The 14,375-nt window shown below is 39.1% G+C and carries 15 protein-coding genes and 1 riboswitch; of the genes, 4 read left to right on the forward strand and 11 right to left on the reverse strand.

Features of this window, described 5'->3' with window-relative positions:
* Window positions 1-3: 3 nt before the first annotated feature.
* From OK025_RS17080 to OK025_RS17100, 5 genes are all read right to left on the reverse strand, one after another.
* On the reverse strand, window positions 4-2,745 hold the full coding sequence (locus OK025_RS17080; RefSeq protein ID WP_317665577.1) for a DUF3857 domain-containing protein: 2,742 nt from the start codon (window positions 2,743-2,745) through the stop codon (window positions 4-6).
* A 160-nt stretch (window positions 2,746-2,905) separates the two neighbouring features.
* A complete protein-coding gene (rimK, locus tag OK025_RS17085) occupies window positions 2,906-3,841 on the reverse strand; it encodes a 30S ribosomal protein S6--L-glutamate ligase (protein WP_070565651.1) in 936 nt (311 codons plus the stop codon).
* 57 nt (window positions 3,842-3,898) lie between these two features.
* The gene (locus OK025_RS17090; protein ID WP_317665582.1) at window positions 3,899-4,336 is read right to left on the reverse strand and encodes an ATP-dependent zinc protease; all 438 of its coding nucleotides are present in this window, start codon (window positions 4,334-4,336) and stop codon (window positions 3,899-3,901) included.
* Between the two features lie 64 nt (window positions 4,337-4,400).
* Window positions 4,401-5,579: an AIR synthase related protein gene (locus OK025_RS17095; RefSeq protein WP_317665584.1), complete on the reverse strand. Its 1,179-nt coding sequence runs from the start codon at window positions 5,577-5,579 to the stop codon at window positions 4,401-4,403.
* A 53-nt stretch (window positions 5,580-5,632) separates the two neighbouring features.
* Entirely contained in the window at window positions 5,633-6,115 is a 483-nt protein-coding gene (locus OK025_RS17100; RefSeq protein WP_317665586.1) for a DNA-deoxyinosine glycosylase, read from the reverse strand.
* 97 nt (window positions 6,116-6,212) lie between these two features.
* On the opposite strand from OK025_RS17100, the gene OK025_RS17105 reads away from it, so the two are divergent.
* From OK025_RS17105 to mgtE, 4 genes are all read left to right on the forward strand, one after another.
* Window positions 6,213-7,076 (forward strand): SPFH domain-containing protein, encoded by an 864-nt coding sequence (locus OK025_RS17105; protein ID WP_201667805.1) that lies wholly within the window; start codon window positions 6,213-6,215, stop codon window positions 7,074-7,076.
* A 10-nt stretch (window positions 7,077-7,086) separates the two neighbouring features.
* On the forward strand, window positions 7,087-7,263 hold the full coding sequence (locus tag OK025_RS17110; protein ID WP_075993331.1) for a ribbon-helix-helix domain-containing protein: 177 nt from the start codon (window positions 7,087-7,089) through the stop codon (window positions 7,261-7,263).
* 103 nt (window positions 7,264-7,366) lie between these two features.
* The gene (gene pepE, locus OK025_RS17115) at window positions 7,367-8,077 is read left to right on the forward strand and encodes a dipeptidase PepE (protein ID WP_317665589.1); all 711 of its coding nucleotides are present in this window, start codon (window positions 7,367-7,369) and stop codon (window positions 8,075-8,077) included.
* A gap of 171 nt (window positions 8,078-8,248) precedes the next feature.
* Window positions 8,249-9,565: a magnesium transporter gene (gene mgtE / locus OK025_RS17120; RefSeq protein ID WP_317665591.1), complete on the forward strand. Its 1,317-nt coding sequence runs from the start codon at window positions 8,249-8,251 to the stop codon at window positions 9,563-9,565.
* Between the two features lie 223 nt (window positions 9,566-9,788).
* Here mgtE and OK025_RS17125 read toward each other — a convergent pair whose 3' ends face one another.
* The 6 genes from OK025_RS17125 to ubiE all read right to left on the reverse strand — a co-directional run bounded on the left by OK025_RS17125 (window position 9,789) and on the right by ubiE (window position 14,086).
* Window positions 9,789-11,027 carry a voltage-gated chloride channel family protein gene (locus OK025_RS17125; RefSeq protein ID WP_317665592.1) on the reverse strand — a complete coding sequence of 413 codons (1,239 nt, stop codon included), beginning with the start codon at window positions 11,025-11,027 and terminating at the stop codon, window positions 9,789-9,791.
* A 36-nt stretch (window positions 11,028-11,063) separates the two neighbouring features.
* Window positions 11,064-11,126: riboswitch (Fluoride riboswitch) on the reverse strand.
* A gap of 6 nt (window positions 11,127-11,132) precedes the next feature.
* Window positions 11,133-11,507 carry a DUF423 domain-containing protein gene (locus OK025_RS17130; RefSeq protein WP_317665594.1) on the reverse strand — a complete coding sequence of 125 codons (375 nt, stop codon included), beginning with the start codon at window positions 11,505-11,507 and terminating at the stop codon, window positions 11,133-11,135.
* A gap of 11 nt (window positions 11,508-11,518) precedes the next feature.
* Entirely contained in the window at window positions 11,519-11,971 is a 453-nt protein-coding gene (locus OK025_RS17135; RefSeq protein ID WP_317665595.1) for a GNAT family N-acetyltransferase, read from the reverse strand.
* A gap of 88 nt (window positions 11,972-12,059) precedes the next feature.
* Window positions 12,060-12,509 carry a GatB/YqeY domain-containing protein gene (locus tag OK025_RS17140; protein ID WP_317665596.1) on the reverse strand — a complete coding sequence of 150 codons (450 nt, stop codon included), beginning with the start codon at window positions 12,507-12,509 and terminating at the stop codon, window positions 12,060-12,062.
* A 10-nt stretch (window positions 12,510-12,519) separates the two neighbouring features.
* A complete protein-coding gene (locus OK025_RS17145; RefSeq protein ID WP_075993324.1) occupies window positions 12,520-13,281 on the reverse strand; it encodes an SDR family oxidoreductase in 762 nt (253 codons plus the stop codon).
* A 64-nt stretch (window positions 13,282-13,345) separates the two neighbouring features.
* Window positions 13,346-14,086: a bifunctional demethylmenaquinone methyltransferase/2-methoxy-6-polyprenyl-1,4-benzoquinol methylase UbiE gene (gene ubiE / locus OK025_RS17150; protein WP_317665598.1), complete on the reverse strand. Its 741-nt coding sequence runs from the start codon at window positions 14,084-14,086 to the stop codon at window positions 13,346-13,348.
* Window positions 14,087-14,375 lie beyond the last annotated feature (289 nt).

A 14,375-nucleotide genomic window follows, 5' to 3' on the forward strand; every position in this document is an offset into this window, starting at 1 on the left:
TAGCTACGGTTTGTCTTGATCGTCCTCGGTATGACTGCGATCAGCTCTATCGCTCTGGGATTGAAATTCCGCTCCAGCTTCATTTTCTCCTTGTTTCATCATTGAATAAGGCTTTAGAAAATCTTGATCAAAAGGATGCCCTGTCGCAGCCTTCTGCATAATCCCATCGTTCTGATATGGCCGAACACAGGTACCTTTTACGCGTTCCGATTTGTAGACATAAGTTCCCCAAATGCAGAAGAAAAGCATCGCTCTGATGTGATCTGTATAATTTGAAAATGAATCATCCGTGATACCCATATATTGTTTGGACATATAATGGTATCCTATTGCATGGACGAGATAGAATATAGCCATAAACAAAGTAACTAGAAAAAATGTCTGGGCAAAAATATCCCTTTTTTTGATCATAAGGATGAAACTATAAACGAACCCGACCAGAATTAAAAGATGAGCTGTCATTTCAGATATGAGTAGCATTTTATAGAATGTAGGTGCACCACCATCGATATGGTCTATTGCCCGCCAGGTATTAAGGTTAAAGAAGGATTCCCTAAGGAAAAGAAAAGTGAATTTCGTAAATATACTTGTAACTATTAAAAGAAGTAAAAAAATCATCCAGCCCCCAATTTGGTCATGATAAATTTCGTTATAGGGTTTGATGATAAAAGGTTTGCTCTTCCTGTACTTTTTTGCGATATACAAAAGCAAAGAGGATAGTAATAGAATAAATAGGATTAATGAAAACCAATTAATTTCATCGACTGTAGAAGGGGGGCCTAAACGAGGTATCCCATCTGTTACATATCCATCATTGTCAAGATAGAAACCATTATAAAAGATATGATCGCGATCTGCAAAATCTGTATAATACTGTTTCAGGTCTTTTTGTTCGACAAAGGGTTCGTGGAAACTTAACGTGTATGCAACCTTTATACTATCCTGTTCTACTTCCAGTGTTTTGCCGAAAACATACGCAGTTCGGTCGAAATAACTATTGTCTCTATAATTGCCAAATTCCTTTTTCCCTTTGTTGACGATATACATTTCGTAGGTTAGATCTGTTGGAAAAGAAAGGCTTAGGGGAGCAATACGATCCTCCATAATCTCTGGAAGCTTGTCATTTATATTTGTTCCCAACAAAGGAATATATTTTTTAGTAGATCCGCTTTCTGTCTTTCCAATGTTTTTTATTTTATACTTTTCGATGATCTCCACAATATTGTTCTCCAGATCATCTTTGTATTGTATTTGACCAATTTTATTGATCTTCGGATAGATCTTGGCATAATACTCCAAGTATTGCTTCTGTATGTCATTTTTTGCACTACTTTGAATATAAGTACGCATATCGTCCGCTTCATTCCCAACATAAGTTGTGTGGACATCAAGGGTAGCCTCAAATTTGCCTTCCATTGTCAATGTTTCCTTGACTTTAATATTGCCGGTAACATGCTGCGCTACGTCTGTAAGCTTTCCACTACCCATAGTCGAGAGTACTTTTCCATAAGCTGGGAAATACCTGTTTTTGATATCTCCACCCTGATTGGTTATGGTTGGGTCAATATATTGGGACCGTCCACCAATATTAACTTCAATAACCATATGGTTGAAAGCATAAGGCGAGGGGAGTTCATTCTGCAGACCTCTATTCTTATAGGTATTGGCCAATACGAGTCCTACATCAATATTCTTGTTTTTGAGCATTGTCGCCAGCAGCATTGATTTATCTTTGCAATCGCCGTAGCGCTGGGAAAATACTTTTTCTGGAACATTTGCCCGGTGGGAATATTCTCCCATCTCAATACCCATATAGCGTATCTCATTTTGTACAAAGTCGCAGGCCTTTTTCAGGTACGCATAGGGTTGCCCGTTGGACTCTTTCCAAAGTTGATTGACGAAGGTTTGAAGTGTACTTGTGGTTGCTATTTGTGGAATGGGATTAATTTTACGGTTCCATTGATCAACTTCCTGCCAGGTATTGAATTCCGAGCATTGGATATATTTTAAAGGGCTGTACCACGACGGACTATAATCTTCGTACTGAATTGTTTTGTCCGCCGTCAGCTCCCAGAAAAAATTTGTTGTATTTCCTGTTGACTGTTGCTGTACCTCAGGTGCGCCATTGAAACTCTTAAACTGCAGTTTGCGACCATGGGGTACAATATAGTTGAGATGGACCAGCCCAGTGGGTTCATACCCCTGTAAGTAATAACTGTCGAAAAATTTCTGTTCAAATACCGGATTTGCACCTATTATTGAATAAGCGAATACAATCTTATCGTCTTTACGTAAATCCTCCAAAACATAATGGGCCATCTGGCTTCCGTTGTAGATGGATCTCGAAAGCTCCGTTTCAGCGGCAAGCAGCTTAAATTTTGCCTGCGGTAATAGGTTAATATCTTTGCCGTTACGAATAACCTTTAGCTCATGTAGTTGAAGTTTTTGGAAATGCGGGTCAAAGGTTACCTGAACTTGTCCCAGATTTTCGATTCCAGTCTGATCAAAGAGAACTTTGATGTCCTTATAATATTTCGTTTGGGTAGCTAAGTTTATTTGATGTTCGATTAACTCATAGTAATATCCAGCACTAATATCATCCAAATTTGGCTTTATGGCCTTTTTTGTAGTGGAGCGCAGCCAAGCTGGCGATGCTGTTTTTTGGATGGTTGTTTGGCTAAAAGACCAGGAAAATGCAGCTAGTACGAGTACAAAGGCAAATAGAAGATGGCTAAATCTTTTCATTAATTCATAATTTAGCCTAAGATAAGTAAAAATTGGAAGCGACGATAGTCGAATTTGGGGAATATTGGAAATTCGACTTTAGTTGAGTCTAGGTTATTTGGCAACTAAAAGGGGTGTCCATATATAACGGACACCCCTTTTAGTTGCTGATTCGGTAACCTTATAATTTACTTTCTCTTTTTTTCTTTTTCTTAACAACTTTAGGCATTTGAGCCTGTTTTGCTTCATATTGTCGCTCAATATATTGTATAATTTCTGAGGCAATATCTTTTTTTGTCGCTTTTTCGATGCCTTCCAAACCTGGAGATGAGTTTACTTCCAGTACCAGAGGGCCTCTGTCAGAAGGAATCATATCGACACCGCAAACCGTAAGTCCTAATTGTGCGGCAGCAGCGATTGCTGTCTCTCTTTCTGCTTTACTTAACCGGATAATCTGGGCAGTGCCACCCCGATGGATATTTGACCGAAACTCGCCCTCTTTGGCTGTGCGTTTCATCGCTCCAACAACTTTGCCGTCGACTACAAAAGCCCGGATATCTGAGCCTTTTGATTCTTTGATAAACTCTTGAATCAGGATGTTATTGCCCAGGCCGTAGAACGCTTCAATAACAGAAGAGGCTGCTTTTTTAGTTTCGGCAAGTACAACACCGATACCTTGTGTTCCCTCAAGTAGTTTAATGACTAAAGGAGCTCCACCAACCATGCTAATAAGGTCGTCCACGTCAGAGGCCGTGCGTGCAAATCCCGTAATCGGGAGTCCGATTCCTGCACCGGATAAAATCTGCAGGCACCTCAATTTGTCCCGAGATCGCGTAATGGCTTGACTGGGATTCGCGGAAATGACATCCATCACCTCAAATTGTCTAACGATGGCAGATCCATAGAATGTTACCGATGCTCCTATTCGGGGAATAATGGCATCAATATCACTCAGATCCTGTCCTTTGTAATGGATACTTGGTTTACCTTGCTGAATACCGACATAACACTTGCTGTGATCAATGACAACACATTCGTGTCCTCTTTGTTGTGCGGCTTCTACGAGACGACGAGTCGAGTATAAACTCTTTACTGTCGATAATACGGCAATTTTCACGATTTGTATAATGAGTATATTTTGTGCTAAGATAACAAAATTGCTTGGCTATTTGTTTTATTTTACCAAGGTCTTCATCGAGAGGTTTTCTTTGGAAACATCAACCAAAAATCTTTTGTTTAAGAAATTTTTACCCAAAAGCATAGGGTAGGTCATTTGTGATCTATTTCTAAAGGAGATCTTAATGCTAAAGACCTGGTTATATAATGTTGCTGTTGTGCGGATATAGTAACGCTTTTCTTCTTGACCGAAAGAGCTTTTTACCAGTTTTGTTCGATAGAGCTTTAACTTTAGCGTTTTTGTCTCTTTTGTCTTAAAATTTATGATCAGCTCACAGATGATCCAGTCTTGACCATCCTCGTTAATGATCTTGTACGAGTTGCAGTGTAGTACCGACGAGGCAGCACCGGTATCGACTTTTGCTTCTATACCATATATTCCCAATTCAGGTAAATCAAGGGTCTCTTTCCAGCCCACAAGAAGTTTTTCTTTCATGTATACCAAATTGAAAAAAATATCCTTGTCTCCTAGGTAAATAGGAGACAAGGATAAAAAACTTTTATTCGTAGATAAATTCTCCGTAAGGGGAGGTTATAGTTACTTTTTTGGATGCAGATTCCTCTACACGGCCTATGATCTGGGCCGGAATCCCGAATGACTCTGAAATGGCGATGATATCCGATGCAATCGATTCAGGAACATATAATTCCATACGGTGTCCCATATTGAATACTTTGTACATTTCTTTCCAGTCTGTATTGGATTCTTTCTGTATTAATTCAAAAAGAGGTGGAATCGGGAAAAGATTATCTTTAATGACATGCACATTATCGACGAAATGCAAGACTTTTGTTTGCGCTCCCCCTGAGCAATGTACCATTCCGTCAATTTGTGAACGGTACTTGTCTAGTATCTGTTTGATAACAGGCGCATAAGTACGTGTAGCGGAAAGGACTAGCTTACCTGCGGTTATTTTTTCTCCAGTTTCAACTTCGATTTCAGTTGTAAGATCTTGGTTTCCCGCGAAAACCAGTTCGTAAGGAACAGCTGGATCATACGCTTCAGGATATTTTTCAGCTACTTTTTTGTTAAATACATCATGACGTGCAGAAGTTAGTCCATTGGAACCCATTCCGCCATTGTATGCCTGTTCATAGGTTGCTTGTCCATTTGATGCTAAGCCAACAATAACGTTACCCCCTTTGATACGATGATTTGAAATAACGTCTTCACGTTTCATCCGACAGGTTACTGTACTATCAACAATGATGGTACGAACAAGGTCGCCAACGTCGGCAGTTTCACCACCAGTAGAATAGATGCCGATTCCCAAACCTCGAAGTTCCGCCAGAATCTCTTCTGTGCCATTGATGATTTCAGCAATCACATCACCAGGAATGAGATTTTTATTTCTGCCAATCGTTGAGGATAAAAGAATGTTATCGATGGCGCCTACACAAAGTAAGTCATCAATATTCATGATAATTGCGTCTTGTGCGATACCTTTCCAAACTGAAATATCCCCAGTTTCTTTCCAATAGACATACGCCAATGAAGATTTGGTGCCAGCACCATCCGCATGCATAATATTACACCAGTCTGGGTCTCCACCCAAAATATCTGGAATTATTTTGCAAAATGCTTTGGGAAACAGACCCTTATCTATATTTTTTATCGCATTGTGCACATCCTCTTTCCCTGCGGATACGCCTCGTTGATTGTATTTTAAATCTGACATCTTAGGGCAAAAATAAGCAATAGGACTGAATTAACGAATCTAATTCGTGTAATTTAATCACTTATTATTATGCGCCACTGTTGAATTAGATTTTCGAGATTACTTATCGCATTGGCTGGACTTGTGCTGGGTAGGCATCGGTAAATAATGTCTTCCCTTTTGTTGAAATGCTTTACGTATAAACTGTATGCTTTTTGCCCGTTGAAAATAATTTTTGTGATTTTAGGGTGGGTTTCTAGCAGTTCAACAATCTGATTCGGAACTTCATTTTGTATGGCTAGATCCATGCTACCGGGACGAGAGGCTTCTGCGCAAACATCCCAAAGACCGATGTTATTTTTAAGCAATAGATCTATCTTCTCCATATAATTTGTTTGTTCCGGCGCATTGAACAAATATTTGATTACTTTCCAGAATCGATTTTGTGGGTGTGCATAATATTCATTCTCTGCCAAAGACTTATCTCCAGGCAAAGAGCCAAGGATGAGTATTTCTGTGGTAGAGTTTACTAAAGGTAGAAAGGATCTTTTGCGCATAATCAAAAATAGTAATTTTAAATTTTCATTTGAAATATGAAAAATATTATAGTATATTTATGATATTAAAATGATATCAAATATATATTAACAAATTATGGAAAAACTAATTAAACCAATGTCAGGCTATTTAGCTTTATTGATAGCTGTCGTTTCGTTTGTGGCGGCTATATTCTCATTTGCCAGCGTAGAAGCAAGTTCACTTTATGTCGTATTGGGGGTTGTACTGATGATCGCTACTTTTTTTATTCTGAAAGGATTGATGATTATTAATCCAAACCATTCGCGTGTACTGAATTTCTTCGGAAAATATGTAGGTACAGTTAAGGAAAACGGTTTGTTTTTTGTCAATCCCTTGTATTCAACGATTAAAATAAGTCTTCGGTCGGATAACTTACAGGGACAGACACTGAAAGTCAATGACAAGATGGGAAACCCAATTGAGATCGGAGCAGTGATTGTATGGCAAGTGGGAGACACGTATAAAGCTGCTTATGATGTAAGTAATTATACCTCTTATGTACGTACGCAGAGCGAAGCAGCGGTAAGACATTTGGCTGGAAGCTTTCCTTATGATAACTTGGAGGATGAAGGAGCGGAGATCACTTTGCGTGAAGGTGGCGATACCGTAAATCATATTCTTGAACAAGAATTGTCTGATCGTTTGGCGCCTGCCGGGGTTATTATTAAAGAGGCTAGAATCAGTCATTTGGCTTATGCTTCCGAAATAGCAGGTGCTATGCTTCAAAGACAGCAAGCAGCTGCTATTGTGGCTGCAAGAGCAAAGATTGTAGACGGTGCTGTTGGGATGGTGGAAATGGCCTTGCATAAGTTGTCTGAAAAAGATATTGTAGAGTTGGACAACGAGAAAAAAGCAGCAATGGTCAGCAATTTAATGGTGGTACTTTGCGGAGAAAAAGCAGCGACACCAATTGTAAATACAGGTACTTTGTACCAATAAACGAAATAAAATGGCGGATAAGAAAAACTTTATGCTACGCTTAGACGACCAGATGTACAAAGCATTGGAAAAATGGGCTGCAGATGAGTTTAGAAGTGTTAATGGGCAGATCGAATATCTTTTACATAAAGCGCTGCAAGAAAATAAAAGATTGGGCACAGAAAAAAAGACTGCCGATAAGAAATAGCCTATAGTAAGGAATGCCTATAGTAAGGAATGAAAACTGTACCTTTGGCCTCGCAATTGACAAAGCCAAAGGTACTTTTTATTTAATGTTTTAACGATAGAAGATGAAGATTAATCCAGCGTACAAGTTATTGGTCGTAAGTACAAGCACGATCCATGCTAGTGAGTTTTTAGCTTATATTAAGCAAGATTTTGTAGAATTTATTCAGTCAGACGAATTATTATTTATTCCATTTGCGCGACCTTCTGGAATTTCGTTTGATGCCTATACTGTTAAAGTGCAAGATGCGTTGAAAGATAAGGGGGTAACGGTTAGGGGAATACATGAGTTTCATAACATGAAGAAGGCTATTCAGGATGCTAAGGCTATCTTCATTGGCGGCGGAAATACATTTCTACTCTTAAAAACACTATATGAGCTTGATTTGGTACAGCAATTGCGTGTGCAAGTGGCAAAGGGTATTCCATACGTCGGTACATCGGCGGGGTCCAATTTGACCGGACTAACAATAGGAACTACAAATGATATGCCTATTGTTTATCCGCCTAGCTTTGACGCACTTGGTTTCTTACCTTTTAATATCAATCCACATTATTTGGATCCGGATCCAAATTCTACACATAAAGGAGAAACAAGGGAAACGCGAATCCAGGAATTTCATCAACTTAATCCTCAGCCAGTCATAGGCTTACGTGAAGGGAGCTGGCTGCAGGTAAATGAAGGAAATGTAGAACTGAAAGGTAATTTAACAGCCCGGCTATTTAAAGCTGGTTTCGAGCCCGAGGAGCTAGCGCCTGGATTAATTAATTTTTAAGATAGTGTAAAGTTCATGGGCATTTCAAGTCAAATGTACTCTTCAATGTAGTAGTAGACGATTTTACGAAAGACTAGCAGCAATTCCCATTAGAAAAAATAGTTTTTCAGATTGTTGAAAATCATACAAAATAAGCTACTTTTGCGCTAAATCCATTAAAATTTTCTTCCAATGGAACAAAATTCAGCATTACACCCAGCCGATATCGCGGAAGAAATATCGCGTTTAAGTAAAGGGGAGCAACATCAAGAGTTTATGGACTATCCTTTGGAGGATAGATTGGAGATCTTTTCTTTTTTTGAAATGGATGTCCAATATACGTTGATCAAATCCATGACGGAACATGAGCTGTCTGAATTGCTGAATAACCTGAAGCCGGATACGCGTAATGAATTGTTGTCGGAATTGCCGGATGACCTGATCAAATATCTGATCAATCTTTTGAATGAGCGCGAGAAGCAAATGGCTTTGGAGCTGATTGGTTATAAAGAGGACAGTATTGCCCGGCTTATGACACCAATGTATGTGCAGGTACGCCCTTATTATACCGTCGATGATGTTTTTCGGCATATCAAGGTGTTTGGAAGAAAGGCCGAAACGCTTAATTTTATTTATGTAGTCGATGAGAAAAATGTGTTGATCGATGACTTGAAAATTGGTCAATTACTACTATCGGATTCTTCTACCAAGATTTCCGACTTAATTGACTACAATTTTGCCGCGATTAAGGCTTCTACACCCATGGAAGAGGCATTTGAGATTTTTCAAAAATATGACCGTAGTGCTTTGCCTATTATTACTGAGGCAGGGGTATTGGTCGGAATTGTGACATTTGACGACGTGTTGGATCGAATTGAAGATCGGGATACAGAAGATATCCAGCGATTTGGGGGGATGGAAGAATTGGATCTGGCTTATACGAAAACTCCTTTGTTGCAATTGATCCAAAAAAGAGCCGGCTGGCTGATCATCTTGTTTTTTAGCGAAATGCTTACAGCCTCAGCAATGGGGTTTTTTGAAGGCGAATTGGAAAAGGCGGTTGTACTTGCCTTATTTGTTCCTTTAATTATATCCAGTGGAGGTAATTCGGGATCACAGGCGGCATCTTTAATTATTCGTGCCATGGCACTCGGTGAATTAAAGCTGAAAGATTGGTGGTACGTGATGAAGCGCGAAGTTTCTTCTGGTTTAATCTTAGGTGGAATATTAGGGTCGATCGGATTCCTACGGATATTGGCGTGGCATTTTCTTGGTCTGTATGACTATGGTCCTTATTGGATTTCAATTGGTTTTACGGTTGCTGTTTCCTTATTGTTTATTGTTTTATGGGGGACTTTGTCAGGATCGTTTATTCCATTTATTCTACGTCGGTTTGGATTGGATCCAGCGACCGCATCAGCGCCATTTGTAGCTACATTGGTGGATGTTTCAGGATTGATTATCTATTTTACTGTTGCAGCATTCTTTCTGCATGGAAAACTACTGTAGTTTGGATGATAAGATTTAATAAAAAGAGCTTAAAGCATACTTATGATTTAGGCTCTTTTTATCAAAAAATCTTTCTCATGTCTTTATTGAAGTCATCTGTCCATTCATTGTGGTCTGCACTCTTCTTCTTAGCATGTTTTTTTGCCTATCCTGTTTTTATTTGAAGTAGTTCATAATGGAATACAAGGAGATAGACTGAGAAGCTGAAAGCGCATTGTCTTGTTTATAAATTGAGTCTGCGGTATAATTTTTCCTTTAAACCGCCTTTTTGCGCAATATAAATTCCTTTTTTCCCGGAAAATAAAAAAGCGACTATACACGCTATTGTTATAAATAAAATAGGTTGAATCCCAAATAATTCATAACCCATTACAATACAGGCGAGCGGGGTGTTTGTAGCGCCTGAAAATACAGCTACAAAGCCCATAGCAGCCAGCAGGCTGATGGGAAGTGGAATAACGGTGCTTAATGCACTCCCTAAGGTTGCCCCGATAAAAAACAGCGGGGTGACTTCTCCGCCTTTAAATCCGGCAGAAAGGGTGAAAGTCGTTAAAAGTAATTTGATGATAAAGTCATAATAATTCGACTGATCGATAAATGCGTTCTGAATCATCGGGATACCAAGTCCAATATAGTTGCTGCTATGGAATAACCTAATGATAAGTACCAAAATAATACCGCCAATTACCGGTCTAAGCAGAGGATATTTAATTCGTTTGAATTGAAGGCTAAAGAAATCGCTGGTAAATGTAAAAAGCCATGCTGTAACACCGAATAGCATGCCTGCGGCAAGGCTAAATCCAATATTGGTCAAAGAAAGCATTGGAATAACATCATGAATTGGATAATGAGTGTGTGGAATATTCCATAATTGACAGCTGAAGTTCGCAAAATAGGCGGTAAATAAACAGGGCAGGATACCGAAATATCTTTTTTTGCCAATTAATAGGACTTCCAGACCAAATATTGTTCCGGCGAGTGGGGTGCCAAACACAGCGGCAAAGCCTGCAGTGATGCCGATGGAAATTAAGATACGGCGTTCAGTTTTATCGAAGTCAAACCAGCGATTGAGCTGATCGGAAACTGCTCCACCTATCTGAACGGCAGTTCCTTCACGGCCTGCCGAACCTCCAAACAGATGTGTAAGTAAAGTTCCGAATAGGACAAGAGGCGCCATGATAAGCGGAATGCGGCGTTGGGGATGAAGGTATTCTTCAATCAGCAGATTATTTCCTTTGCTTGATGGATTGCCCCAATACTTATAGGACAATGCAATGGCAAATCCCGCTAGGGGGAGTCCATAAATTATCCAAGGATGAGCTTCTCGGTACTGCGTTACCCAATTGAGGGAAAAGAGAAAAAATGCACAAATAGATCCTACGATGAAACCTATCGCACTACAGGAGATAAGCCATTTAAGAAAAAAATGAAGATTGCTTTGATTTGAATGTGTTATAGCCATAAGTCTACACTTTATATAAAATTGTTGTTTTATACTAAAATAGTAGACGTCATCAGCTTATTAGGGCGGTTCGGGGCAGACATCATTGCCATATTTATTTCAAATCTACAAAAAGCGAATCATAATAGCAACCCAACCTGCGATCATAAGCAATCCGCCGAGCGGGGTAATTGGGCCAAGAAACTTTAGATTCTTTTTCCAGTATTCGGCAAACGATAGAAAATATATACTTACCGAGAATAAAAGAGTTCCTAATGTGATCAGATAAAATGCAACTCGTTCAGACTGAAGCTCAAAGTGGAAATTAAATCCTAAAATCAATAGGGTTAGCGCAGCATACATTTGATATCGAACGCCGACCTCAAAGGATTCCAGCTTTTCAGCGGATAGGATTTTTTTGAATGCATGTGCTCCAAATGCACCTAGGATAATAGCGAGGCCGCCAAATAGGGCGGCTGTGATGATGACAACGTTTTGCATGCCTAAATTTACTAAATTGCGGGTTTAATCATATCAATATGAAGGATTCCATAATCAGGGTAGGGCTCGGAAATTTGCTCAAAGCCTAATTTTTCATAAAAGGATTTTAAATGAAATTGCGCACCTATCTGTATCTCGCCTTCACCAAATTCTTTGTGGAGCGATTCGATGGAATGCATCATTAATTGTTGACTCAGGCCGGTTCCGCGCGCTTCCTCGGCAACGATAACCCGACCAATGGAAGCTTGTGGGTAGGAAAGGCCCGGAGGAACTAATCTCGTGTATGCTATAATACGATCATCTTGTTCTGTCCACAGATGCAGACAAGCAAAATCTTTATCGTCCAATTCAGGATATAAACATTCCTGCTCCAAAACAAAAACTTCCATGCGAAGCTTTAAAATACGATATAATTCTTTCGTGTTGAGTTCGTCAAAACTCTTTAGGTTCCACTGAAAAGCCATAATTGAAATAAAAATAGAGCCAAATTATACAATCGATATGGTTGGAAAGACATACCCAATTTAATTTGACTCTATTGATTTGAGCGTTTTATGCGAGTAGACTTTTAACAACTTCAGAGATGGTTTTCCCATCTGCTTGTCCAGCAAGCTTTTGATTTGCGGCACCCATTACTTTGCCCATATCTTTAATGGAAGAAGCTCCTGTTTCGGCGATAATTGCTTTGACAATCGTTTCAACTTCTTCCTTGCTTAACTGTTTTGGTAGATAAGCTTCAATAACTTTTTCTTCCTCAACTTCAATTTCATAAAGATCTTCCCGGTTTTGAGTCTTATAAATTTCCGCAGATTCGCGACGTTGTTTTACAAGTTTTTGTAAAACTTTAATCTCCGCCTCCTGGTTAAGATCTTCGGCATGGCCCTTTTCTGTCTTTGCTAAGAGGATAGCTGCCTTAATTGCACGTAAGCCACGTAATTTTGCCGTGTCTTTTGCGATCATTGCGGCCTTAATGTCTTGATTTATTTGTATTTCTAATGACATGATATTTAAATTATTTTCGATTGACAATTGCGCCTGTCGCTTGCGCTGTAGGCATTATTAAGAGATCGTTTATATTCACATGTGCCGGTCTGGTAATGACGAAAAGGATCGTTTCGGCAATATCTTTCCCTGTCAGGGGTTGTACACCATTGTAAACATTTTTAGCTCTTTCCCGATCTCCATGGAAACGAACTTCCGAAAACTCTGTCTCCACCATTCCGGGGTCGATAGAGGTTACTTTAATGCCCTGAGTTAGCAAATCAATGCGCATAGCTTTAGTCAACGCATCAACGGCATGTTTGGTAGCACAGTACACATTTCCATTCGGATAAACCTCTTTCCCTGCAATAGATCCTAAATTAACAATATGGGCGCCGTTTTCGGTATCCATAAGTGGTATCACAGATTTACTCACATACAGTAAACCTTTAATATTGGTATCAATCATTCTGTCCCAATCTCCGATATCACCATCTTGGATAGGATCCAATCCTTGACTCAGACCAGCGTTGTTGATGAGGACATTTATTTTTTTCCATGCTGGAGGCAGGCCCTCAATCTGATTCGCAACTTGTTCTGCATCGCGAACGTCAAGCTCAAAAATATGGATCTGAATAGTAGGGTAGGCCGCTAACAATGCATCTTTTAATGCCTCTAAACGGTTTAACCTGCGCGCGCAAAGTAAAAGATTGTACCCCTCTTTCGCTAAAACTTCGGCACAAGCCTGACCAATTCCTGAACTTGCTCCTGTAATAAAAACTGTTTTAGTCATATAAAGTAACTCGTTGATATTAAAAATTAATCCGATTTGATTCAAAACCAGATCTTAGCTTGCACTATTTTGTAGCAATATAGATGGTACAGATACCAAATGTTTGCGGTCTAACAATAGTGTCATGAAAACCTGCTTTTTTGTTTATGGCAACGAACTTTTGTCCATCTGGAAATTGAGCAACAGATTCTGGTAAATATTCATATGCACTGGAATCTTTTGAAAAGAATTTTCCAATGGTTGGTGTAATAAACTTGAAATAAAAATTATAAAGCTGTTTAATGGGGAATTTCTTCGGATTCGAAAATTCTAAAATAACAGCTTTCCCACCAGGTTTTAACACGCGGTATATGTCTGATAGGCCTTTCTCCAAGTTTTCGAAATTACGGACACCAAATGCTACGGTAACAGCGTCGAACGTATTATCTTCAAATTGAAGCCTCTCTGAGTCTCCTAACGCTACCTCAAATTGATTAGCTAATCCCTTGCTTGCAATTTTTTTCTTAGCGACTTCAAGCATTCCTTGGGAAATATCGACACCAATAATCTTTTTTGGATTCAAGATTTTAATTGATTCCAATGCAAAATCACCGGTTCCTGTCGCTACATCCAACATCAGTTGCGGTTTTATGGACTTTAATGCATTGATGGCTTTTTTGCGCCATATAATGTCAATACCCAAAGACATGAAATGGTTTAAAAAATCATAGGAATGGGAGATGTTGTCAAACATATCTGCCACCTGTTTCTTCTTCCCATCGTTGGTATCTTTGTAGGGTTTTAATGTTGAGGAGTCGTGCGTCATAGTTACAAAGATACAATATATGAATATTTTTTAGAGCTAAAAAAGGGATTTGTTTTCATCTTAAAGTCAGTTTGTATTGATGATAGTGGAGCGTATTGATTTGCTTTTTACCATTTTGCTTATTCACAATGGCTTAAGTTATTAACATTTTTTAATGTGTTGATTTTAAGTGGTAATTTTTTATTTTCAACATCTTTTCAACAGTAAGTGTTGAAAACTCACTATGTAAATCTGTGTCCTTCAAAGCTTTTTGAGGTTTCGGGTGTGATCGTTGAATTTCTCTGTGTGT

Source organism: Sphingobacterium sp. UGAL515B_05 (genome assembly GCF_033097525.1).
In the GTDB taxonomy this organism is placed as follows: Bacteria; Bacteroidota; Bacteroidia; order Sphingobacteriales; family Sphingobacteriaceae; genus Sphingobacterium.